Origin of the sequence: Scytonema sp. PRP1, from assembly GCF_036697665.2 — a bacterium.
Taxonomy (GTDB): Bacteria; Cyanobacteriota; Cyanobacteriia; order Cyanobacteriales; family Nostocaceae; genus Kalymmatonema; species Kalymmatonema gypsitolerans.
Window position 1 is genome coordinate 1 of record NZ_JBAHYJ020000013.1, and the last position, 23,950, is coordinate 23,950.

The window sequence follows — 23,950 nt, forward strand, 5'->3', positions numbered from 1 at the left end:
TGCTTCACCCAAGCGAGCGCCAATATCGCGGTAGAATGCCAATGCTTGTTCGTAACGTTCTAAAGCTTCGCTGCGACGGTCGAGGAACTGCAAAACATCGCCAATCGCTCTTAAGGTGTTTGCTTCACCCAAGCGAGCGCCAATTTCTTGATAAATTTCTAGTGCTTGCTGATAACAATCGTTAGCTTTTTTGACCTCATTTCTCAGTTCAAAATACAGATTCCCCAACTTGTTCAAGCTATCAGCTAAATCAGCCTTTAACCCAAACTTTGTTTGCAGCGCAATTGCCTTTTCATACGCCTCAATTGCCATTTCACGCTCTTGGGGACTGTCATAACGTTGTTGATAAGCTTGTGCCAAACTGTCGTACAATGTTGCTAATATGGGAGATTCTTTGCCTTGAGCTTCAATTTGTTCAATCAGTCGTAATATTTCTTCTAGTGGTAAACCGCCAGTTTGCTTTGGTGCAGTTGGCGAGAGAGTTCTTGATACGGAAATATTCTCTCGTTCCACGGTTGTAGACTCGCGGGTAAACCAAAACACTCCACCGCGCCAACTCCAAAAATCTGGTGCGCGTTCTGCCAAGCGAACCAAGATTGGTTCAGTTAACCACAGCACAATAGGAAAGCGAAACTGTCGCAGTGCTTCCCTTGTCCATTGTAAGTAGCCAAAAAACCTGTCTTGTTCTGATTTTGGTGCGTCTAACTTCACCGATAATAACTCGTCCACTCCCAACACTGTAATAACGGCGGATGTACCCTGCTGCAAACCTGGCTCTTTTTCTACCAACTGCGCCAGCGCATAGCGTAAACTGGGGTCTTGATTGCGTACCCGCACCCGATACGTGAGAAAGTCCTGCTGTCTGAGTTCCGTTTCGTATTGGCGAATGAGTTTTTCGCGCAAATTGCGGTCATCACAAACTGCAATTAGCAAGTTAAGAATACCTTGGCTGGCTTCCAAGGCTACGATTAACTTCAGATAATTCCGTTGATTTTCAGTTACATCATCAACTGTTGTCATTCTGCGATCAACTTCTTGCGCTTGAGTAGATCCACCACAATCGGATGCACGTCATACCACAAATCATCGTTTTCATATTCTAGTACGTGCAGTCCGTGCAGCAGCGAGAGAAATTCCTCACTCATGGCATCTTTGGGTGTGAGGTTTTGGTAGGTCGTTACTAATATGCTATACCGATTCTCACCCAAGGTAAGGGCAAACTCATTCCGCAAATCTTTGATTGCTAATTGGAGAATTTCCTCATTAATTTTGATATCATTTCGTTCTGGTTCCGAGCGAATTAATAGCAAACATTGAGAACAACAACTCCTGGCTATTCGCACCAACTCCCGCACCACACCGCCACTTTTCAGGACAATTTGCCTTGCCGTTTCCGGTTCAATTAATTCCTCTGGGATGCGCTTTTGAAGAATTTCCAGAAATAAGTTTATCGCTTGTTGATTGGGGATTCCGTGTGGTTTGTGGCTATCTCCTGGCTTGAAGAACTTACACACAGCCATCCGAATGCGCGGTGCTGCCGCCGATTGTAAAATAGGAAGCAATTCACTGTTGCGAATTGCCGCGATTGGAATTGTATAGACAATTTTAAACTTGGGTAAAAATAAAGAATTAATGTTGTTTCTGTAAATATCTTCCACCAAGCCCAAATCAAGTTTGTCCAAGTCATCAATAATTACTAGGACTTGCTTTCTAGTTTCGGCTTGAATTATAGAGGCAATTTCATCAGCTTTCCTGGCAAGTTCAGAAACTTTGCGTTCGTAAGTTTTTTTAATTTCTTCCCGAAATGTGGCTTCGTTTTTAAGTTTAGCGGTGATGATTTTGAGGAAGTCACCACCTAGTCCCACCTCAGATTTCAAGTCTTTGGTGACTGTCTCTGTCTGCGTGGTAGTAAACCATTCTAAGAGAGATTTTCTGGTATTTTCAGATATTGCTACTCCGTTTTCAGTAGCTTTACTGAGCAGAGTCAGGGCAATAGCATACAAAATGTTGACGTGGTTAACGTCAGACATTTCAATCAAATCAGCCACAGAAAAGAAAGTAACAAAATATTCCTGCTGAGTCATTTGCTTAGCAAATTTCGCGAGCAGAGTAGACTTGCCACAACCCCGGTGTCCTGCAAAAATAAGCTTACCGTTGGGAGGTGCATCTTCGACGGCTTGCTCTAAACGGGCGACTGTATCATTGGCAAAATCAACTCGAAACGCTTCAATCTGTCTGGCATTGATCAGCGGAAACAATTCCAGATCCTGATACGCTTTGCGAAACCTTTCCAGCAAAGATTTGTCCATATTCCGTGCTTCGGTGCGATGCTTCGATGATCATACCTTGTCGCCTACAACAACAAGATTCCCGACTTCTTAAAGAAGTCGGGAATCTGAACCTGATAAATGCAAAAATTGGAGAAAGTATGACAGAGGTTGTCTGATGACATCCACTACTACCCAACATTTGCTCACCTTTGAGGAATATCTCGCTATATGGAAAACCTCTCTCCAAACCTCTCTCCTACAAGGAGAGAGGCTTTGAGTCTTACTCCCCTTCCCTCGTAGGGAAGGGGTTGGGGGTTAGGTTTAGTGTGGATTTTTCCACATGGCGTGAAAAGTCAGGGTGAATGAGTTGTTAGAACCATAACAAACCTGAACAATGAGAGAAAGAACTAACAACTCACTCCTAACATCTACTTATGAGCTTCCGTGACGAGTTTAAACTCCTATTACGCGCCCGCTACCCCTTATCTTACATTCCCACCTATGAAGAGGAACGGGTTGAAGCGGCTATCCGCGAAGAAGCCGCGAACCAGGGTAATCGTCCAGTGTATACTTGGGATTTTGTGGATGGTTATCAAGGCAATCCGAATGATGCAGGGTTTGGTCGGCGTAATCCCTTACAAGCGTTGGAATTTGTAGAAAAACTCCCAGCTACTGCGCCTGCGGTGTTTATTCTCCGAGATTACCATCGCTTTTTAGAAGATGTGGCGATCGCTCGCAAACTCCGCAACCTCGCCCGACTCTTCAAGTCCCAACCAAAAAATATCGTGTTGCTGTCGCCGAGAGTTGCGATTCCTGACGACTTAAGCGAAGTTCTTACTGTCCTTGAATTTCCCTTACCAGCCGCCACGGAAATTAAAGCGGAAGTGGAACGTTTGATAGCCGCGACTGGTCACTCTCTTCCTGGTAGAGTTTTAGATGACTTGGTGCGCTCTTGTCAAGGGCTATCAATGGAACGCATTCGTCGGGTTTTATCACGGGCGATCGCGACGCACGGTGAACTACAACCAGAAGACGTGGATCTCGTTTTGGAAGAAAAGCGCCAAACGATTCGCCAAACTCAAATCCTCGACTTTTACCCAGCCACAGAGCAAATTTCCGATATCGGCGGACTGGATAACCTCAAAGACTGGCTTCTCCGCCGAGGTGGAGCATTTACCGAAAAAGCGCGACAGTACGGATTACCGCACCCCCGTGGTTTGATGTTGGTGGGAATTCAAGGAACTGGGAAATCGTTAACCGCAAAGGCGATCGCCCATCATTGGCACTTACCTTTGCTGCGTCTCGATGTGGGACGATTGTTTGGGGGTTTGGTGGGTGAGTCGGAATCCCGCACTCGACAAATGATACAAGTAGCCGAAGCCCTTGCTCCCTGTATCTTGTGGATAGATGAGATAGATAAAGCCTTTTCCGGGCTTGGTAGCAAAGGTGATGCGGGAACTACGAGCCGTGTTTTTGGTACATTTATTACTTGGTTAGCCGAAAAAACCTCACCTGTCTTTGTTGTCTCCACCGCTAACGATATCCAAGCGCTACCACCAGAAATGCTGCGAAAAGGGCGGTTTGATGAAATTTTCTTTGTTGGTTTGCCAAGTCAAGAAGAGAGAAAAGCAATTTTTACCGTGCATTTATCTCGACTGCGTGCCCATAATTTAAAAAATTACGATATCGACAGGTTAGCTTACGAAACACCTGATTTTTCTGGAGCAGAAATTGAGCAAACTTTGATTGAAGCAATGCACATTGGGTTTAGCCAAAACAGGGACTTCAATACCGATGACATTTTAGAATCTGCCAGTCAGATTATACCCCTAGCACGAACCGCTGTCGAGCAAATTCAGCAACTGCAAGAATGGGCGGCGGCGGGTAGAGCGCGTCTAGCTTCCAAACACAATCCTTTGAGCGATAGCCCGTATATGCGCAGAGGGTTTTCTGGAGGAAAACCCTCTGCCTGAGCTTCACTCAGGGCAAGATGCCTCCGGCATCTTGGCGCATAGGGCGCGCTACGCGATGGCACGGAGTGCCCGCTTCGCGATGGCATTCAACGCCAGTTGCAATAATCAGTCAAAAATTATGAATTATGAAGGCTAAAATTTTTCATAATTCATAATTTATAATTCATAAATTTGTAAGGTGAAGTTGTCACTATGATTAACATACTGAAGTATACACTTGGGATTTTCTTGGCGCTTGCTATCTTAGCTGGCGGTGGAGTCGCTGCTGCTTTGTATTTTATGAATCGAACCTCAGCACCTCCCACCAAACCCATTTTTGCCAATGATAGCCCGGCTGTAAGAGGGGAAAAGCCAAAAGCGACTGTACCTAAAGTAGCAAAAGCAGCCTCTAAGCCTGAAGCGAAGGGTGAAGCTTCTCCTAAGCCAACCCCGACTCCAAAGGCTAGCGAATCGCCCAAGCCATTACCACCAGGAGCTTATCAAGCGCGTGTCACTTGGAAGCAAGGCTTGATTTTGCGAGCAGCAGCAAAGCAGGATGCTGAACGTGTTGGTGGGGTTGGTTATAATTCAAGAGTGATCGTTGTCCAACAAAGCGAAGATAATGTCTGGCAAAAGATTCGCTTGGAAGATGGCGAACAAGAAGGTTGGGTGAAAGCAGGTAATACCCAGAAAGTGGGCGAAGAAGATTCGCAGTAGACAGAACAGACACAGCAAACAGACCAATACAGTCAGACAAGAACCAGACAAGAACTAGACAACAACAGTAAAACCACCAAGCTCCCAAGACTCATAAGTTAAAACACATTTAAATTGCACAATCATTTATTAGAATCGTTGCCCGCTAACTGCTGACAGTCAACATTTAACAGTGAACGGTCTACACATAAAGCAATGCAACTTTTCTGTGGAACAGCTTACTATTCTTTTCATTGCCTGATCGGGATGAAGATACAATCGCTTTGCTTTCAAAAATCAAACTTTCATAGGGAGTTAGCACGGGTTTAGGTTTTTCCATCGCCTAATTTGTCTTTCATTGAAACGAGAAACGCTATAGCAGCCTTTTTTTTATTAAGAAATTTAGTCAAATTTAAAGCTTGATTGCAATCATTTGAGAAGTTGAAAAAACACGATTCTACACAATCAGCACCTTTGGCAATTTTTGGGTGGCTTTGAGCTAATCTTTCACAACAACAGGTTAGCTTAAGCTTAAGAAAAAGGAAATTTATACAATAAAAATGACAAACAATCATGCGATTGTCATCGGCGGTAGTATGGCTGGGTTGGTAGTAGCTCGGATTTTGAGCGATCGCTTCAAGCAAGTCACGCTTATTGAACGAGATCAATTTCCTGAGAAAGCTATTCCGCGCAAGGGAACTCCTCAGTCTCGCCACATACATGTACTTTTGCTGCAAGGTCAGCTCATCCTCAAAAAACTTTTCCCTGGACTGCGCGAAGAAATGATTGCTGCTGGTGCTCAACTGATGGACGTGGCAGCAGATTGGATTTGGCTTAATCCTGCTGGATGGGGGGTTCGCTTTCCCTCCGACCTTTTCATTTTGTCATTCAGTCGCCATCTATTAGATTGGAAGGTGCGTTGTCGCTTAGCTGCCATGAACAAAGTCCGCTTTCTGCAAGGGTGTGAGGTCACCGGAGTTCTATCTAATACTGACAGCACTTGCGTAGCGGGTGTATCCGTTCGCCATCATCAACAATCCCATCAAGGAGTCTGGCAAGAGCAAATACACGCCGATTTAGTCGTTGATGCCACTGGACGCACCTCCAAAGCTCCTCAATGGCTCAAAGCAATAGGTTATCAACCCCCGCAGGAAACAGTGGTCAATGCATTTTTAGGCTATGCCAGCCGCCTTTACCGACTCCCTTCCGATTTTCAGGCTGATTGGAAAGGAGTGTATTTGCAAGTAGCACCCCCCTCACGAACTCGTGGTGCTGGGCTTTTGCCATTGGAAGAAAATCGTTGGATACTCACAGCGTATGGAGGCGATTGCCTTCTCCTGACGGAGACGCTCCGCGAACGGCACTGGGCTTCGCCCAATCGCGACTATCCACCAACTGATGAAGCAGGCTTCCTGGAATTTGTTCGTAGTCTGCCTTGCCCTGCAATTTATGACGCCATTAAAGATGCAGAACCGCTCTCCCAAATTTACAGTTATCGTGCCACCGAAGTGTTTAAAAATTTCTCACTTCTTGACAATTGCTACCTAAAGTTTAGCTAACAGCTTTATATATAAAGCTTGTAAAAACGACCTATTGTCAATGCATATGTGGGTGATTCATATAGTGCATAAGTTCTATAGTTCAACACTTATGACTAAAATATGCCTTGATAATTGGGGCTTGATATCTATAAAGAACGTTAGATGTAAGGACATAGCAATGGTTGAGTTCTTTTCTGCAACATTGGCACCATTAATTGTTATTCTGCTGTTTATGGCAATTGTATACGCAATTTCCAGCCGTACGCTCGGGCACGAAGTCGCTCAAAGACGTTTGCTTCGCACTGCTTTGTTGCTCGCACTGGGTTTCCTCTTTAGCTTAGGGTTTCATTCACTAGGCAAATTTCCTTCACTAGCCAAATATGGATTGATAAGCTTTAATTTTCTTTTTGCAGCATTTGTGGCTTTATGGCTACTTAGCTGGAACTGGCGAAAGACAAAGGCTGGTGCTTTATTACTTAATGCAGGACGGCTTTCAGTAAACAAAATAATTTTTTGGTTTGGTGCATTGGAAGTCCTCTTGACAATCCTCTTCACTTGGTCGGCGATCAATCAAATTTCAACAGGGCTTGAAAGTAACACTAATCTGGTACAAGTCATATCACAATTGGTTTTCTACTGGTCGCTTGCCATCTATTTTCTCTGTGTAGGATTGAGCAGCCTGGAGTTGAGAGAGAATGGTATCTGCTATATGTTTTCAGTGGTGAAGTGGGAGAAGCTAGCATCCTATAAATGGAACGAAGTAAAACCTAACATCGTGACGATTCGCTTCAAGTCATCACGCCTTCCTTTATTCAGAAGATTCTGGAGCTTGCCGATTTCTTTAGCATATCGGGATACAGTAAATCGAATTTTGGCTGAGCATTTGATGATGGCTCATGTCAATTGACGCTCCCACAGCAGACACGCCGTGGGATTCTCCCTTCATCCAGTCAACTTGTCTGGAGGAGTTTCCCCACAGACAGAACAATCTTGTAATGTGTAGTGGGGTGGGACTGCTACTATAGCCTAAGAAACTGGTATATTTTTTGTATAAGTTGATTTGTGCAATTAAGTCAAATTGGGGGGTTAGTTGCTTGCTGTATGAAACCTTTGTAAACAGTATTTTCAAGGTTTTCTTAATGTACGGTATCAAGCAGTAAAGATTTGGCACGACTACGGTGAATTTACGGAATAAATAAAATTTTAATCATTACAAAACGAGTTGTAAGGAATTATCTGTTACACAGGTGTATCAATAATGGTATATACAAACAATTAACTAACGCTCTGTATGAGGTCAAATCTACAACAGGGAAATTATCTAAAATAACAACTTGAAACAACTATGGAAAAAATTGGTTATCTTCAGCTTGCTTCAGCAAACGAGGCATCAATAAGAAATGAGGATGTTCCTGCCCGAGTTAATTCTAATCTTTTTGCACACTTAAATTGGAAAACACTCTCTAGCAGTGCAGCAATACATCTTTTATCTGTAGCACTGACTTTAGCAGTTCTGAGTATAGCTCAGCGTGCGGTAGCACTTGAAGTAGGAAGCAGCGGTTCTCAAGTCTCACAAATCCAAAGATGTTTGAGCAGGCTGGGCTATTATAATGGTCCGGTAACAGGTAAGTTTGCTTCCTTAACCCAGAATGCTGTGATTCGGTTCCAGCGAACCAATGGACTACCAGCTGTTGGATCTGTGGGTCCTAGAACTCAACAAGCCTTGCAATCTCAATGTCAAAGTAGAAGACCTGGTAGTAATGTGAGCGGGAGTTTGCAACCAGGTAGCACAGGTCAAGCCGTTACTAGGTTACAACAGGATTTGCGGCGTTTAGGTTACTTTAATGGTTCGATAACAGGCAACTTTGGTCCAGAGACTCAACGAGCAGTCGTGAGATTCCAGCAATCATATGGAATACGTGCTGATGGTGTTGTTGGTGGGACAACAAAACAAGCAATACGTATCAGTCTTAACAGAAATAATTCCTCAAGTTACACCTCAAATTACAATTCCTCAAATAATTCCTCAAATTACACCTCAACTTACACCTCAACTTACTCCTCAAACGGTATTGGTGGAGTTAACTTGCCCAATGCTTTAAATTTGGGTGACTCAGGTGCCCAAGTGAGAGAATTACAACAGGATTTGCAGCAGTTGGGCTACTTTAGAGTGAATCCCACTGGCTACTTTGGTCCAACAACCCAAGAAGCTGTGGCACGTTTTCAGCAAGATTATCGAATAAGACCCAGCGGTGTCGCCGACTCACAAACTTTAGGAGCCATAACGACAGCTCTTGGAGGGCAAAATCCTGGGCAATATCCTGAGCAAAATTATGGGCAAAATCCTGAGCAAAATTATGGTTGTTCGACAACCGGAGATATTTGTCAGGGTGAGAGGAGTCAACGAGTTAGAGTTGTGCAACAGCGTTTGCAGAATTTGCGATTCTTTAACGGTGATATCACTGGTTATTATGGTCCAGCAACTAGAGATGCTGTAGCTCAATTCCAGCGATATTATGGACTGGAAACGACTGGGTTCGTCAATTATCAAACCTGGCAAGCATTAGGGATAAGCAATAATCCAGACAATTCTACAGGATCGGGTCCTAACCAGGAGAATCGCTTTGTCGTGGTCGTACCGATTTCTAGAAATGACACTTTGAATCAAGTGCGTCAGTACATTCCCGAGGCTTTCCAAGCTGAATCTAGACTTGGTCCTTTTGTAAATGCTGGACAATTTAGAGAACGCTCACAAGCGGAAGAGCTGTCTAAATGGTTACGCTCGCGTGGGTTAGATGCACGGGTAGATTACTTCTAAGAGTTAACAGTTAAGAGTTATGAGTTATGAGTTATTATTTATAACTCGTAACTCTTAATTTTATTCCCTACCCCTAACGAAATTTAAAGATAATGGCAGAAACTCGTATTGGAATTATTGGTGGCAGCGGTTTATACAAAATGGATGCCCTTAAAGATATCGAAGAGGTGCAAGTCCAGACGCCCTTTGGTTCACCATCTGATGCTTTGATAGTAGGAACTTTAGAGGGTACGCGAGTCGCTTTTTTAGCGCGTCATGGTCGTAATCACACGTTGTTACCTTCCGAGTTGCCATTTCGTGCCAATATCTATGCAATGAAGCAACTGGGTGTAGAGTATTTAATTTCTGCTTCAGCTGTCGGTTCATTGAAGGAAGAAGTCAAACCACTCGATTTGGTGGTTCCCGATCAATTTATTGATCGAACTAAAAATCGGGTTTCAACGTTTTTCGGTGAGGGAATTGTTGCTCATATCGCTTTTGGCGATCCAATTTGCAAAAATTTGGCTGGAGTTGTCGCTTCGGCGATCGCATCTCTCAACTTACCGGATGTCACGCTGCATCGTGGCGGTACCTATGTGTGTATGGAAGGACCAGCATTTTCGACAAAAGCAGAGTCAAATCTTTACCGCAGTTGGGGTGCAACGGTGATTGGGATGACGAATTTGCCAGAAGCGAAGTTAGCACGAGAAGCAGAAATTGCTTATGCGACTTTAGCGCTAGCGACAGATTACGATTGTTGGCATCCAGATCACGATAACGTGACGGTGGACATGGTGATTGCTAATTTGCAGCGAAATGCAGTTAATGCTCAGAAAGTGATTCAAGAAACAGTGCGGCGTCTAAGCGAAAACCCACCCCCAAGTGATGCACATTCAGCTTTAAAGTATGCGATTTTGACGAACCTAGAAAAGGCTCCAGCAGTCACCAAAGAGAAGTTGGGGTTGTTGCTGAAAAAGTATATGTAGAAACCTTTTTACGATTGTTTATTGTAGTCTTTTAGCAAAAATTCATACCACCCTGGTAGTAGTACTATCAGGGTGTTGCTTTGCCAGTAAATACCTATAAAGTAAGAAAGCTTTCCTCAGGTACCTGTTCTGCCATTTACGCCTCATAGCAGATATTGATTAACGCCCTATGGCAGAACTTACGGCTGAAACCAGGTGTTATTATTTGTTTCAGTGGTGGATGGATAAGGTTCATATATTCATACATCAGCGGTTCCTCAAAACCAAGAGGACTGTCTACCATCACAAAAAAAAGCTGACGTAACTCACAACCTACTTATGTCGTCAATCTATACCAAAGAAGCTATACAGGCGATAATGGAACTGTGAGGAGAAAACGGAAGCGACTTGTATTAGAAAGGGGAAATATCATGAAATTCAACATTTTAGCTGCTCTAACCGTATTTACTCCCCTGCTCTTAGCAACTTCAGTTAACGCTGCTAATCCGCAGCACGTAAAAAAACTAATTTCAACTGGGGAATGTAGCGGGTGCGATCTATCGAAAGCTAACCTCAGTGGTGCGCATTTAATTGGTGCTGACTTGAGAAATGCGAATCTCAAAGGAGCCAATTTGACAAACGCGAATCTTGAAGGCGCTGACTTAACGGGTGCGAACTTAGCAGGAGCTAATTTAACGTCAGCTTTCGCAACAAACGTTGACTTCAAAAAAGCCAATCTCAACGGCGTGAATTTTAGTAGTGCGACGATTTATGACTCTAATGTCTATGGGGCATCGATGAATGACCTCACCATTACCAATGCTGAGATATTTAACACTGCGATCGGTGTTGGTGGTGAAGATGGAGAAATTCCCGATTGGAAATAGAAGCTACCATAGCTTCGATTGTGGGAAGTAGGGACTAGAGATTGGTAAATTCCTTGCACAAGGATTTAGTGATATTGATTAGTTTTGCTTATCTCTGTCGTTAGGTAGCACAGCTTGACAAACAGGCTAACGATGGAGATAGTCCCATAAACCTACTTCTTTTGAAAAGATTTTTGTTTTGATTTTGCATGACCTGTGTGGGAAGCTAAAAATTCCTTGGCAATAGCAATAGGGATTTAGCGATCGCTCCTTTACTCAGTTAACTATCATGGCTAATTTAGCTTCCCCCCTAACGCATAAATTATTTAGGTGTAAACCTACAACATATTGACTATGCTTGAAAATGCTTATGTTAATTGTTGGTAGATATAAATATTTTTAAATTATCAAACTTATTTATAGTGTGAATTTAGTATAAGTGATAACTTCTCTCCCTTAGAACTATCAATTAAATGTATTAATTGAGGACGACACCTTAAAATAGCTTAAATATCGGGTAAAATCGGCATTTAGACTTGTATAAATGAAAGGTGGACTGATTTTTGCCTGATTTGTACTTAGACGAGTACCATTGTTCGCAACTAACAGGGTGTGGAATAGCCCTAGATTCAAGATTCTAGTTCATCCAAAAATGAGCTTAGAATGCTATTTCGCAGTCATCGTACTACGTTATGACTACTACCCTCTGAGTGGTTTTCTACCTTGTAGTTGATGAAGTAATGGTTCAGGGACAATTATGGTTATAGGCAACTAAAACCTCGTTGTACCTCAAAGTCAGTTGTGCTGATGCACTGGTGCATCGCCTAGTCAACAGCCTTTTGGATGTAACTGTCCGGATTTAAAGTAACTGAAGTGTGAAAATTAAGGAAGCCCAAATGCAAGAACCGGAAATTGTGGAAACTAAGTCTCCAGAGGCAACAGTGCCAAATATCAACAACCAAACAGGAACCATAACTAAACTCCAGCCAAGCGTGCAGTCTCAAGATCAATGGCTAAAATACGGAGAACAAGTTTCTGGTTTTTTAGCGACACTGCCCGACTATGTGGGAACCTTCTTTAATAGATACAAACAGCCCCTGATTACCCTTGGTTTGATTGTGGCAGCAATTGTCACTGTTAGGGTAGTCTTGGCGATCTTGGATGCTTTGAATGACATTCCCTTAGTCGCACCTACCTTTGAGCTAATTGGTATTGGTTACTCTGCATGGTTTGTTTACCGCTATTTACTCAAAGCTTCAAATCGGCAAGAGTTAACCAGTGAAATTGCAGCGCTCAAATCACAAGTTGTTGGCAAACAAATTCCAGAAAGCTAAATAGCTGCTATTGATGCAGTGCTAAAGCCGTTCGGGCTTATGCGCTATCAATTTCTTCTAAAGCCCTGGCTCCCTCATTTTACGCCTTTAGACTGGGAGTTCAGGGCTACCAAAACAAAGCCTGCGCCTACGCAGGCTTTTAGTTTACAGCGGTTTTCAGCTAAAGTGGGCATTGCTCACCAATAAACTTCTTGCAAAAGTATGCATGGATACTTATAACCGCAGATGGACGCAGATAAATTATCTGTGTCCACCCCCATTCCCCCCCTACAAAAGGGGAGCCACAAAGAGTGCGGGGGTTCCCCCCGCCCTTGAGAAGTGGCGTGGGAAGACAGAGGAAAGACTTTTATTTATTGTCCATCTGTGGTTTTTTTTCACAAAATTGACTTTTGCAAGAGGTTTAATATCTCAAATGTTTACCACATGAGCTTTAAGAAGCAATGCCCACCCGAAGATTTGTGCTCTAATCATAACAATCACCGCTGTGTGAGTCCGTCTACTCGGTTCATTTTGCTTGACCAGTTGCACAGCAAAGCTTAACGAGGCACTGTCACTATGCTTTGAGATTTAATCGGTTGCAACTTTCCCATTCGCACCAAAGCTTGATGAACCATAGCAGCTACCTCAGCACGGGTAGCTTCTTGATTTGGAGCAAAGGTTTGTGGATCGGGATGGTTTACCACAAGACTACTTTCTGTAGCTGCTGCTACCTTGTCAAGAGCATATTTAGGAATTTCTTTGGCATCTTTATAGACGCTTAAAAGTTTATCTGGGGAAGAGGGTACTTTTAGATTCAAGCCACTGGCAAGAGCAACTAAAACTTGTACTCGTGGAATCTTTTGCTCTGGTTGGAAGGTTTTGTCTGGATAGCCTTTTAAAAATCCAGTACTGATGGATTGGTTAATCGCTGGAATTGCCCAGAATTGGGCTGACACATCCTTGAAATTTGTTGTTGAACTACTATCAACTCTTTTACCAAAAGCTTGTTGCAAAATGGCAGCAAATTCCGCACGGGTGACAGGCTGATTCGGTCTAAAAGAGTAATCAGGAAAGCCTTTGGTAATCCCACGAGAAGAAAGAACATCAATAAAACGCCGTCCCCAAAACTCACTAGGTACATCCGTAAAAGCGAGTGGCGGGGGAATTGTTGGCAATTTTTCACCAGGAGCAACTACAGAATATTGTTGTCTAGTTATGGTCGCAGAAGAGGTTGGTTCGTCTTCTGCTTGTGACTGATCTGGGGCAAAGTTAGAAACCGGAGGTAACTCATCTTCAAAGGTATTTTGGTCAGTTGGGGATGGAGTGACTGTTGGCTTTACACCAGGAACAATAAATGGAACGACTGGTTGACGAGGGGTAGCAGGGGTAACAGGAGGAGCAGAGGAAGTAGGGGAGGGCAATAGCAAACCATTTATGTTCCAACTAGAATCCTTACGGGAAAAGGACCAAAATAAAATCAACCCAATGGTAGAAAAAGCAACAAGAATACCGAGAAATTCATCAAAGCCAAGGGTATTTCTTTGAGATGACTTTGGATCTGAAGGAGGGATATCTGTCATCTTTTTGGGGATAGGGAATAGGTTTGAGGGTCTTAGGTAATAGGTTACAGCTTTGCGGTTACGAATTCATTAAATTCCCCCTGTCCCCTATAACCTTTATTTTCAAAGCACTCGCAGCAAGCTAGGGATACTGTCTACTGCTGTGAGGGTCTGAATTTCTGTTAATGCTTGCCGAAAATCACCTTCTTGGACATCGTGAGTGACAACAACAATTTCTGCTAGTTCTCCCTGAAAGCCTGTTTGAACGACTGACTCCAAGCTGACTCCATGATTGCCAAAGCAAGTTCCCAATTTGCCAATCACTCCGGGTTGGTCTTTAGTCAGGAAACGAGCATAAAATCGGGTGACGAGTTCTGCCATTGGCACAATTTGGCAGTAGTCTTGATGTGCGCAAGCAAGCAGCTGATTTAGTGCTGTTTTGCTTTTTTTGAGGGCTGCTACTAAGTTCAAAATATCCGATGATACAGCACTAGCAGTTGCCCCAGCACCAGCACCAGGACCAAAAAACATCACCTGTCCTATAGGTTCGCCTTCAACAAGAATGGCGTTATTTACGCCGTTAATGCTGGCTAAGGGGTGTGCTTTAGGGACTAAGGTGGGATGGACTCTGACTGAGATGAGAGGAGATGAGGGGGTCGTTCTGTTGGCGATCGCCGCAAGCGGCGCTGCGCTTTGCGCAATCGCCAGGAGTTTGATCACAAATCCTAATTTCTCGGCATAAGCAATATCTGTTTTGCTGACTTGCCGAATCCCCTCACTGTAGACATCTTTTAACTTGATGCGTCCGCCAAAGGCTAATGATGCGAGGATGGCGATTTTATCTGCGGCGTCTAAGCCATCGACATCAGCAGTGGGGTCAGCTTCAGCATAACCTAAGCGTTGGGCATCCGCTAAAACATCGCTAAAGTTACTGCCCTCTGTTTGCATCCGCGTCAGGATGTAGTTCGTCGTGCCGTTAATGATGCCAGTGACGGTGTGAATGTGGTTGACACTTAAAGATTGCTTCAAAGGTTGAATGACTGGAATACCACCACCAACGGCGGCTTCCAGCATGACGTATACCCCAGCTTGATTCGCTGCTGTAAAGATTTCATCACCAAAACGGGAAATCACTGCTTTGTTGGCAGTCACCACGTGTTTGCCATTTTGAATTGCCTTGAGGATGAGCGATCGCGCTGGTTCGAGTCCACCCATGACCTCAACTACAATATCTACCGCAGGGTCAATGACAATTGCTTCTAAATCTGTCGTCAATACGGACTCTGGCAATGTGACTGCGCGGGGTTTATCGAGCGATCGCACTCCCACGCGATAAATTTCTACTTCCTGCAACAACGGGTGACGAAAACTTTTATCTTGTAACAATTGCACCGTACCCGTTCCTACGGTGCCTAATCCCAGTATTCCCAGCTTTACACCCACAAGATTTATACCAATTTTATATTTTGGATTTTAGATAATGTTGTCAAATACACAACAACAATTGTAGGTAGGGCATATGCCCTACCTACAGATTATCTTTATGTGAAGTACCCCATCTTGCCTTCGGCTGAAGATGGGGCGTATCCCTTATCCAGCTAGTACAAGGACGGTCTTATTCGTCGCGCGGAGTTTCCCGTCTCAACCGCCGATGCCTCTTCATGCAAGCATGATTTGGTCTTACTCCGCGTCCACAGGCAGACACCCGCCTCCCGCAGGTGTATAACTTTACGTACAACACGGCTTGGCTTATCTTTTACCGCAGAGCGTAATCGTGCGAACCAGCGGTCGTGTTCTTTCTCTGAACTCTGATGTTTCTTGGCTTACGCCACGCTATGGCTGACGCCACGCTCCGCGAACGCGAACGGCAAGCGTCGTACCGCTACTTTGAAGTTAGCCTTTATGTTCCATACAGTCAGACGGGTCATCAACCATCTTTATGTTAGCATAATGTCTAGATTTTGTGTAGACACTATGAAAGCTAAAGGATTGCATATTCGGATATCTGAGCGTCGTCTAAATAAGCTGAAGTTATTAGCAGAACAACGAGAAAAATCCATGACTCAACTCATTGAAGACTGGATTGACCAACTACCAACCCAGAGATAAACAATTCCTCGGACACCCACAAGGGGTGCGCCTCGTAATTGTTCGGCGTGATGCACCCCACCGCACACGCAGATGGGGAATTCCGCCGAATTAGTTAATTTAGTCTATAGCCTTTTGTCAAAAGTCTTATGACTCACGACTCATGACTCATGACTAAATTAGTAGGTTTCTACGTGCCAACGACCAGCTTTCTTGAGGTTTTTCTGGTAATCACTCCAAGTTACGCCTTCTTTTGCAGCAGCAGCTGTCAGCGCTGCATCGATACCATCTTCCATACCCCGCAGACCACAGATATAGGTGTGGGTTTTCTCTTCTTTAATCAACTGCCACAGTTCATCTGCGTGTTCTGCTACGCGGTCTTGGATATACATTCTGCCACCTTGTGCGTTTTTCTGTTCGCGGCTGATGGCATAAGTTAGGCGGAAATTATCGGGATACTTTTGTTGGATTTCTTCTAGTTCTTGCTTGTAAATAATGTTGGGAGTTGTGGGGATACCAAAAATCAACCAAGCAAATCCATTAAACTGGTATTCTGGGTTAGCGGCTCTTTCGTTGTCTTTGAACATCCGCCACAGGTAAGCCCGCATAGGCGCGATACCTGTTCCTGTTGCCATCATGATCACTTTAGCATCAGGATCAGCGGGTAACAACATTTCTTTACCCACAGGTCCTGTGATTTTTACGTCGTCTCCTGGTTTGAGGAAACACAGGTGAGTCGAGCAAACACCGTACACTGTTTCGCCAGTTTCTGGGTGCTTGTACTCCAATTGACGGACGCAAAGAGATACTGTTTTGTCATCCACATCATCGCCATGACGAGTTGAGGCGATGGAGTACAGTCTGAGTTTTTCTGGCTTGCCGTTCTTGTCAACACCGGGTGGGATAATGCCGATACTTTGACCTTCTATATACCGCAAATCACCGCCGGAAATGTCGAATTTTAGGTGCTGAACAATACCAATTCCGCCTTCTTGCACTAACGCTTCATTAGATATGCATTTTCCTACAAATGGAGCGTTTGGACGGTAAATATTGACAGGAACGTCAGCGTGGGCGTCTTTTTTAGCTTTCGCTTGAGTCATGGTGTTGCCTTCTTTATCCTTTTTGTTGGCCTGTTGCTCAGCTACAGGTGTGGCTTTACCATTTGCAATGTTAGCAGTCTCACCAGATGTGGCGTTGCTCGTGGAAGCTTTACCGTTAAGTTGGTCCACAGCACTCAAAGGCTGAATGCTAACAATCTTGCCACCTAGGCGAGTGATACGCCGCATCTCCTGATTCATACGGTTGTAAGGCACTCTGATGAATACACTGCCACTGTTACGAATTTGGTAGCTCGTTTTATCAGTTTCTTCGCTCTGACGTAGACCCACCACTTCGTACACGAAAACGCGGCTACCTGATTCTGTGTTGGCAGCACCTTCAACAGCACCTTTAATGTACATTTCTTCTACCACTCCGATGTCTACTTAACTTTTGGTGGAAAACCCTTTCCAGCACAATGCGCCAGCTTTAGTTTACCTGATTTTGGTTTGACAAAACTGGCGCTTTTACCGAAAGCGGCATCTCTAGCCAATGCGTTGCTACATCTACTCACCAAAGACAAGCAAGAATTGCAAAAAAACACACCTGTTCACCTTCTAAATTAGACGATAAGTCTTTTGGAGAATGTTAATAATGAGTCAATTTAATTTTTTTTCCTGAAGTACTACCTCTAAAGAGGGAGATAACTTCTTACCGCTTGTTAGGTAGATAACCTGAAACAGCGTAAGAATTGGAGAATACTAATCACGGTTGTTTGCGATTTGTTTTACTTCTCCAATTTTGCAATTTTCCCTCTTTCCCCAGCAAATGAGTCTGAGAATTTTAGACAAAATATTCTTTGCTGAATTTTCATCCACCATTATGGGTATTTCCACAATTGAGCCATACTCCAGCTACTAAATTCTGATAGAGAGAAAGCTTACATAAGCAACTAAAATAAGTTTGACTTGATGTTAAAAATCTGTCAACCACTATGAGCGGATCATGCTAGATTTTTCTACTTCATATGTGAGCATATACGCAAAATTACTGCAAAAATGACTTTTTTCGTCACTTGCTCAATTCTCTCTTGAAATTCCTGATTTCATCTAAGCGAGCATTGTTCACAAATTAGAATTCAAAGGAGTCAATTTTCTTTGACAAAAAAATTGAAAAGAAAAAAGATACCGTATAAACTTATCTATATGGAGTCACAAGCAAAGACTTCACAAGACCACGCCTGTTATAGGTGGTTGTAAAAATTTTGTTCGGTCCCTACTTGCTGGAAAACTGATTGAAAGGAAATACAGCAAGCCTTGTATAGAGTACTCCATTCTGTTACAATCCAATATAACACTAGGATTAAATACTTACCAGTAACGTTCTCAGACAAATTCAGACGGGTGTCTGCTGCCACTGTGTTGTATACCCGTTTGATGTGTGATAGCGCTGCTGGAGGCGACAAAGCAGGATAAACCGTTGAAGGATGCTCCTAGCTGGAAAATTGTTGTGAGAAAAATTATTGATTCATCTTTAGTATCTAGAGGAGATTTATGAGTAAGCCGGAACGCGTGGTATTGATTGGAGTCGCTGGAGACTCCGGGTGCGGTAAATCTACTTTTTTGCGTCGCCTGATAGATTTATTCGGTGAAGAGTTAATGACAGTCATTTGCTTAGATGACTATCACTCATTAGACCGCAAGCAGCGCAAAGAAACAGGAATAACTGCACTTGATCCAAGGGCAAACAATTTTGACTTGATGTATGAGCAAATAAAAGCGCTCAAGGAAGGTCAAGCGATTGATAAGCCAATTTACAACCACGAAACCGGCAATATCGATCCACCAGAGCGGGTGGAGCCGAATCACATTGTAGTGGTTGAGGGGTTACATCCTTTATATGATGAGCGGGTGCGCGAACTGATCGACTTCAGCGTGTATTTTGACATCAGCGATGAAGTCAAAATTGCCTGGAAAATTCAGCGAGACATGGCAGAGCGTGGTCACCGCTATGAAGATGTCTTAGCTCAAATCAATTCCCGTAAACCTGATTTTACAAAGTACATTGAACCACAAAGAGAGTTTGCTGATGTGGTTCTCCAGGTATTGCCCACAAACTTAATTAAAGACGACAAAGAGCGCAAAGTTTTGCGGGTACGTATGCTCCAGCGAGAAGGCAAAGAAGGCTTTGCCCCAGTCTACCTCTTTGATGAAGGGTCAACAATTCAGTGGACTCCCTGCGGACGTAAACTGAGCTGTTCTTACCCTGGTATGCAACTGTATTATGGCTCAGATGTGTATTACGGTCGCTATGTCTCTGTGTTAGAGGTAGATGGTCAATTTGACAATCTCGAAGAAGTGATTTACATCGAAACCCATTTGAGCAACACATCCACCAAGTACAAAGGTGAGATGACTCAGTTGTTACTCCAGCACCGCGAGTATCCAGGTTCCAATAATGGAACTGGTTTGTTCCAAGTTCTAACAGGTTTGAAAATGCGTACTGCTTACGAACGGTTGACATCCAAGGAAGCAAAGCTAGCTGTTAACGTTTAGTGACAGTCGCTGTATTTGTGTGGAAGCTTTTGGGGGTGCTTACGGGTACCCCCGATTTTTTTATGGTGTAGGAAACAAGTCAGAGGTTTCAGAGCTTAAATTACTGAGTTAACTTTAAACAACTATAAACGAGTAGGGTAACTTTTATCTATCTTTAAAATAATCAGTCTTAGGTAATAATTTTTATGAAAGTAGCATAAGTACGAGGTGTGATTGTAAAAATCTTGTTATGATTGCAGATTGAACTGGGTAAACTAAATGCTTTGGTTTAGCCAGTTGGAAAAACCTTCTATGGAGGAACTCCACTTGTCTCGTCGTTATCTATTTACGTCCGAGTCTGTGACTGAAGGGCATCCAGATAAAATCTGCGATCAGATTTCTGATACAATTTTAGATACCCTTCTTTCACAAGACCCCAGTAGTCGTGTTGCTGCTGAGGTTGTGGTTAACACTGGTTTGGTCTTAATCACTGGTGAAATTACCACCAAAGCAAATGTGAATTATGTCAATCTAGCTCGCAAGAAAATTGCCGAGATTGGTTACACCAACGCTGATAACGGGTTCTGTGCCAACAGCTGTTCAGTGATTGTCGCATTAGACGAACAATCGCCTGATATTGCCCAAGGTGTTAACACTGCTCAAGAAACCCGCGAAGAGCAGAGTGACGAACTATTTGACACAATTGGTGCTGGCGACCAAGGTATCATGTTTGGCTTCGCTTGCAACGAAACACCAGAACTGATGCCGTTGCCTATCTGTCTTGCTCACCGTATTGCTCGCCGACTGGCTGCGGTTCGTAAAACAGGTGATTTGCCGTACCTGCGTCCTGATGGGAAAACGCAAGTTACCATAGTATATGAAGACGGACGACCTGTAGGAATTGATACGATCCTGGTTTCCACCCAGCATACAGCTACCATCGGTGACATCACTGATGAAGCAGAAGTGCAAGCCAAGATTAAAGAAGACCTCTGGTCAGCGGTGGTAGAACCTGTCTTTGGAGACATTGATGTTAAGCCAGATGAGCAAACTCGCTTTTTGGTTAACCCCACAGGTAAGTTTGTCATCGGGGGTCCTCAGGGAGATTCTGGTCTGACCGGGCGTAAAATCATTGTTGATACCTACGGTGGCTACTCGCGACACGGCGGTGGAGCCTTTTCTGGCAAAGACCCCACAAAGGTAGACCGCTCTGCAGCTTATGCCTCTCGCTATGTGGCGAAAAATATTGTCGCCGCAGGGTTGGCAGAAAAATGTGAAGTTCAGCTTAGTTATGCCATTGGTGTAGCGCGACCGGTAAGCGTTCTGGTGGAGACTTTTGGCACAGGCAAAGTCGATGACCAAATCTTGCTGGAAGTCATCCAACAGCATTTTGAACTGCGCCCTGCGGGCATTATCCATGCTTTCAATTTACGCAACCTGCCGAGTGAACGAGGCGGACGTTTTTATCAGGACGTCGCGGCTTACGGTCATTTGGGGCGGAGCGATTTAGATTTGCCTTGGGAGCGTACCGATAAGGCGGAATTGTTGAAGGAAGCAGTCAACAATTTACTGTCGGCAGCAGTTGTATAGATACAGTAAGGAGTTAGGAGCTTGAATCAGTTTAACTCCTAACTCATCAAATTCCTGCAACCCCCCTTTCCTTGGGGGGTTATACCAATTCAAAATTCGCTCATTCAAAATTCACGCATTAACAAACTGCCAAAAAACCTACCCTTGAAAGGGAATGCCGCCCCGGGACTGGCTCAAGAGTGGAAATTCACCAGACTTGGTAATGGTCAATATTTCCCCAGACATAATTTTGAGGCTCCCTTACCCAATCCCCAATCCAAGGGTCCCCAATCGCCAGAGATTTGTGACAAAATAGTAGATTAGCTGTAGCTTATCCACAAAATACCAGTTCTACCTTTTGTATCATACAAATATTGTAGGATGAGCATCTTAGTCGCCCGAATTTAGCACGGGCTGTCCGGTTCATGCCACAAGAATCTACAACTGTAGTATTCTGTTGAATTAAAAACCCCTATATGGACTCTGGCTGCATGACGCTGTTAATAGCCTAATTAAGGTGACTTTTGTTGGCAGGAAAAAATATCGTTAAATGTTCCTATAAAAATTGCTTAGATATAATAGAAATCGTGCAAACTATACTAATAACTGAAGACAGCGAGAAAAATAAAATGTGTGTATCGTCAAGAGAAAGTATAGTTTCCCAGAAGGGCAGGAAGGGTTGCTGAAAGCAGAAAATAAGCACAAAGGAACAAGCGAGTACAAGCCCTGAAAAAGGATGAAAGATGTAGATGCCTTTTAGGCAGCTTTGTCTAGGCTAGAATCAAGGTGCTTTATAAAAATTTCATAAATTCTACTTTAAAAATTAGCTTTTCTTTGATAGTTTAAACTTCATCCTTAAGTAAGAAACGCTTTGCTTCTGTTAAAAAAGAAGATAATGATAATGTAGTAGGTGGTAATCACAAATTGAACCAAGTTTTAGCTCAAATTTTAGCTTTGATACAAATCCGGTAATTTTTGCGGGAGGGCAAGGAGATTTGAGGAATGCAAACTCAAAAGCCAACCGCTGTTGACAGCAATTGGGAAATAACACAAGTGTCAGCCGAACAGCCCTCTACCGATGATGAACTCCCAACTATAGAATTTCCCTCCCGAGGGAAACTCAAAGCAAGTTCTTGGCGCATTCATCAGAAGATTGGCTATGGGTACTTTCTGGCAATCGGAATTGGCTTTTTGGGTTCACTGACTGGGTTTGTCATCGCTAATTACTACCGAGGTATAGAAACGGGGCAATTAAGCCATGCCCAGTTTCAAACAAAAATGCTTGGTAGTTACAAAGATGCTTTAGTAGATGCACAATTGCATAGCTCAAACTTGGTTGCTGTTGTGGACGATCCGAAACGCCTTTATAGCAAAAGAGCCGAATTTTTAAACAGTGTTGACAAAGCCAAGAAGATTGAGAAAGACATTACGAATTTTATAGAGAGCAAGCCAGGAAAGCTAGCAGCAACAGAAGACACTCTACGAACTATATTGAATGACTACTCCACTAACCTAAAATTTTACGTTATTCAAATAGAGTCAGTGTTGCAGCAGCTTGAGCAGCAGCCACAAAATCAACAGGAGATTTCCTCAGCACGAAACAAGTTGCTGGAAATTATGAGCGGTGGAACAACCACGCGGCTAGATGAGATACGTCAACGGTTAACTGACACTTTGCAAATTGCTCAACAGCAAGAGAAGGCAATTGGAACAAATGTGGGCGTAGCAAAAGGAATCGAGCAAATGATTGCTGTAGTGAGTATGCTGCTGTCGGTAGCTATTGCCGCAATTGTAGCATGGCGTACTTCTCGGGCGATCGCCGAACCAGTCATCCTAGTCACTCAAGTCGCGGAACAAGTAGCGAAAAAATCTAACTTTAATTTGCGCGCCCCTGTCAGCACTGAAGATGAAATTGGATTACTCGCCAAATCTCTCAATCGTTTGATTGAACGGGTATCACAGCGTACAAAAGAACTACAACAAGCAAAAGAACTCGCAGAAGCAGCCAGCAAAGCAAAAAGCCAGTTTCTCGCCAATATTAGCCATGAATTACGCACGCCGTTGAATGCCATCATTGGCTTGAGCCAACTGCTTAAAGATGATGCTGCTGATTATGAAATGACAGAAGATTTTATTGAGGATCTTGAATCTATCAATGGTGCGGGTAGGCATTTACTGACATTAATCAACGATATCCTCGACTTATCACGAATTGAAGCGGGGAAAATGACTTTCTACCCAGAGACATTTGAACTCGCCACGCTCATCAATAACGTTGTCCTAACAGTCAAGCCTTTGGTGGAGAAAAATGCCAATGTTTTAGAAGTGAATTTTCATGGGGAACTTGGCATTATGTACACTGACCAAACTAAGCTACGACAGGTTCTGTACAATCTCCTGAGCAATGCTGCCAAGTTTACCACCAACGGTAAGGTGACACTGATAGTCAACAAGCAGCTAGACTTCCACGGGGATGCTCCTGGAATGATCACGTTTACTGTTCAAGATACAGGCATTGGTATGTCCTCAGAACAACAGCAACAGCTGTTTCAGCCTTTTAGCCAAGGGGACGCTTCGACAACAAAAAAATATGGTGGTACTGGATTGGGGTTAGCAATTAGCCGTCACTTTTGCCATATGATGGGTGGTGAAATTTTTGTCAGAAGTGAACCCGGAGTTGGGTCTATTTTCACTGTTCGCCTTCCACTGATAGCTAAAGATTAGTTTTCTGGAATCAGCCGATTTTCTTTTGTAGAAGA

At 43.6% G+C, this 23,950-nt stretch carries 17 protein-coding genes; 12 read left to right on the forward strand and 5 right to left on the reverse strand.

What is annotated here, in order from left to right:
- On the reverse strand, positions 1–1,020 hold a 1,020-nt coding region (locus V5G28_RS01615; protein WP_332990635.1), incomplete at its 3' end, for a tetratricopeptide repeat protein.
- Positions 1,017–2,309 (reverse strand): ATP-binding protein, encoded by a 1,293-nt coding sequence (locus tag V5G28_RS01620; protein ID WP_332990638.1) that lies wholly within the window; start codon positions 2,307–2,309, stop codon positions 1,017–1,019. The genes V5G28_RS01615 and V5G28_RS01620, both read right to left, overlap by 4 nt.
- Before the next feature lie 395 nt (positions 2,310–2,704).
- Here V5G28_RS01620 and V5G28_RS01625 point away from each other — a divergent pair, with 395 nt between their 5' ends.
- The 8 genes from V5G28_RS01625 to V5G28_RS01660 all read left to right on the forward strand — a co-directional run bounded on the left by V5G28_RS01625 (position 2,705) and on the right by V5G28_RS01660 (position 12,421).
- Complete coding sequence (locus V5G28_RS01625) at positions 2,705–4,243, forward strand: AAA family ATPase (protein WP_336229461.1); 1,539 nt, start codon at positions 2,705–2,707, stop codon at positions 4,241–4,243.
- A 192-nt stretch (positions 4,244–4,435) separates the two neighbouring features.
- On the forward strand, positions 4,436–4,939 hold the full coding sequence (locus tag V5G28_RS01630) for an SH3 domain-containing protein (protein ID WP_332990641.1): 504 nt from the start codon (positions 4,436–4,438) through the stop codon (positions 4,937–4,939).
- Positions 4,940–5,478: 539 nt separating this feature from the next.
- The gene (locus V5G28_RS01635; RefSeq protein ID WP_332990643.1) at positions 5,479–6,477 is read left to right on the forward strand and encodes an FAD-dependent oxidoreductase; all 999 of its coding nucleotides are present in this window, start codon (positions 5,479–5,481) and stop codon (positions 6,475–6,477) included.
- A gap of 160 nt (positions 6,478–6,637) precedes the next feature.
- Positions 6,638–7,366 carry a hypothetical protein gene (locus V5G28_RS01640; protein ID WP_332990645.1) on the forward strand — a complete coding sequence of 243 codons (729 nt, stop codon included), beginning with the start codon at positions 6,638–6,640 and terminating at the stop codon, positions 7,364–7,366.
- 438 nt (positions 7,367–7,804) lie between these two features.
- A complete protein-coding gene (locus V5G28_RS01645; protein ID WP_332990647.1) occupies positions 7,805–9,277 on the forward strand; it encodes a peptidoglycan-binding domain-containing protein in 1,473 nt (490 codons plus the stop codon).
- 92 nt (positions 9,278–9,369) lie between these two features.
- On the forward strand, positions 9,370–10,242 hold the full coding sequence (locus tag V5G28_RS01650) for an S-methyl-5'-thioadenosine phosphorylase (RefSeq protein WP_332990649.1): 873 nt from the start codon (positions 9,370–9,372) through the stop codon (positions 10,240–10,242).
- 410 nt (positions 10,243–10,652) lie between these two features.
- The gene (locus V5G28_RS01655) at positions 10,653–11,108 is read left to right on the forward strand and encodes a pentapeptide repeat-containing protein (RefSeq protein ID WP_096566582.1); all 456 of its coding nucleotides are present in this window, start codon (positions 10,653–10,655) and stop codon (positions 11,106–11,108) included.
- Between the two features lie 875 nt (positions 11,109–11,983).
- Positions 11,984–12,421: a CAAD domain-containing protein gene (locus V5G28_RS01660; protein WP_096566580.1), complete on the forward strand. Its 438-nt coding sequence runs from the start codon at positions 11,984–11,986 to the stop codon at positions 12,419–12,421.
- A gap of 536 nt (positions 12,422–12,957) precedes the next feature.
- Here the strand turns inward: V5G28_RS01660 and V5G28_RS01665 are convergent.
- Together V5G28_RS01665 and V5G28_RS01670 are read right to left on the reverse strand one after the other, a co-directional pair.
- Positions 12,958–13,980: an S-layer homology domain-containing protein gene (locus V5G28_RS01665; protein ID WP_332990652.1), complete on the reverse strand. Its 1,023-nt coding sequence runs from the start codon at positions 13,978–13,980 to the stop codon at positions 12,958–12,960.
- 102 nt (positions 13,981–14,082) lie between these two features.
- Positions 14,083–15,402, reverse strand: coding sequence for a homoserine dehydrogenase (locus V5G28_RS01670; RefSeq protein WP_332990653.1), 1,320 nt, complete (start codon positions 15,400–15,402; stop codon positions 14,083–14,085).
- 531 nt (positions 15,403–15,933) lie between these two features.
- Between V5G28_RS01670 and V5G28_RS01675 the strand changes: the two genes are divergently transcribed.
- Complete coding sequence (locus V5G28_RS01675; RefSeq protein WP_332990657.1) at positions 15,934–16,068, forward strand: hypothetical protein; 135 nt, start codon at positions 15,934–15,936, stop codon at positions 16,066–16,068.
- Between the two features lie 158 nt (positions 16,069–16,226).
- Here V5G28_RS01675 and petH read toward each other — a convergent pair whose 3' ends face one another.
- Positions 16,227–17,510 (reverse strand): ferredoxin--NADP reductase, encoded by a 1,284-nt coding sequence (petH, locus tag V5G28_RS01680; protein ID WP_332990690.1) that lies wholly within the window; start codon positions 17,508–17,510, stop codon positions 16,227–16,229.
- A gap of 1,131 nt (positions 17,511–18,641) precedes the next feature.
- Here petH and V5G28_RS01685 point away from each other — a divergent pair.
- The 3 genes from V5G28_RS01685 (at position 18,642) to V5G28_RS01695 (ending at position 23,915) form a co-directional block, all read left to right on the forward strand.
- Complete coding sequence (locus V5G28_RS01685; RefSeq protein WP_332990659.1) at positions 18,642–19,643, forward strand: phosphoribulokinase; 1,002 nt, start codon at positions 18,642–18,644, stop codon at positions 19,641–19,643.
- A gap of 306 nt (positions 19,644–19,949) precedes the next feature.
- Complete coding sequence (gene metK / locus V5G28_RS01690) at positions 19,950–21,212, forward strand: methionine adenosyltransferase (protein ID WP_332990692.1); 1,263 nt, start codon at positions 19,950–19,952, stop codon at positions 21,210–21,212.
- Positions 21,213–22,193: 981 nt separating this feature from the next.
- Entirely contained in the window at positions 22,194–23,915 is a 1,722-nt protein-coding gene (locus tag V5G28_RS01695) for a sensor histidine kinase (RefSeq protein WP_332990662.1), read from the forward strand.
- Positions 23,916–23,950: the final 35 nt, after the last annotated feature.

What these genes read in the sequence shown, in the direction of transcription:
- V5G28_RS01685 (WP_332990659.1), top strand. Translation starts at nt 18,642, where the DNA reads ATGAGTAAGCCGGAACGCGTGGTATTGATTGGAGTCGCTGGAGACTCC.
- V5G28_RS01660 (WP_096566580.1), top strand. Translation starts at nt 11,984, where the DNA reads ATGCAAGAACCGGAAATTGTGGAAACTAAGTCTCCAGAGGCAACAGTG.
- V5G28_RS01625 (WP_336229461.1), top strand. Translation starts at nt 2,705, where the DNA reads ATGAGCTTCCGTGACGAGTTTAAACTCCTATTACGCGCCCGCTACCCC.
- V5G28_RS01645 (WP_332990647.1), top strand. Translation starts at nt 7,805, where the DNA reads ATGGAAAAAATTGGTTATCTTCAGCTTGCTTCAGCAAACGAGGCATCA.
- V5G28_RS01695 (WP_332990662.1), top strand. Translation starts at nt 22,194, where the DNA reads ATGCAAACTCAAAAGCCAACCGCTGTTGACAGCAATTGGGAAATAACA.
- V5G28_RS01675 (WP_332990657.1), top strand. Translation starts at nt 15,934, where the DNA reads ATGAAAGCTAAAGGATTGCATATTCGGATATCTGAGCGTCGTCTAAAT.
- V5G28_RS01640 (WP_332990645.1), top strand. Translation starts at nt 6,638, where the DNA reads ATGGTTGAGTTCTTTTCTGCAACATTGGCACCATTAATTGTTATTCTG.
- V5G28_RS01650 (WP_332990649.1), top strand. Translation starts at nt 9,370, where the DNA reads ATGGCAGAAACTCGTATTGGAATTATTGGTGGCAGCGGTTTATACAAA.
- petH (WP_332990690.1), bottom strand. Translation starts at nt 17,510, where the DNA reads ATGTACATTAAAGGTGCTGTTGAAGGTGCTGCCAACACAGAATCAGGT.
- V5G28_RS01635 (WP_332990643.1), top strand. Translation starts at nt 5,479, where the DNA reads ATGACAAACAATCATGCGATTGTCATCGGCGGTAGTATGGCTGGGTTG.
- V5G28_RS01630 (WP_332990641.1), top strand. Translation starts at nt 4,436, where the DNA reads ATGATTAACATACTGAAGTATACACTTGGGATTTTCTTGGCGCTTGCT.
- V5G28_RS01665 (WP_332990652.1), bottom strand. Translation starts at nt 13,980, where the DNA reads ATGACAGATATCCCTCCTTCAGATCCAAAGTCATCTCAAAGAAATACC.
- V5G28_RS01655 (WP_096566582.1), top strand. Translation starts at nt 10,653, where the DNA reads ATGAAATTCAACATTTTAGCTGCTCTAACCGTATTTACTCCCCTGCTC.
- V5G28_RS01620 (WP_332990638.1), bottom strand. Translation starts at nt 2,309, where the DNA reads ATGGACAAATCTTTGCTGGAAAGGTTTCGCAAAGCGTATCAGGATCTG.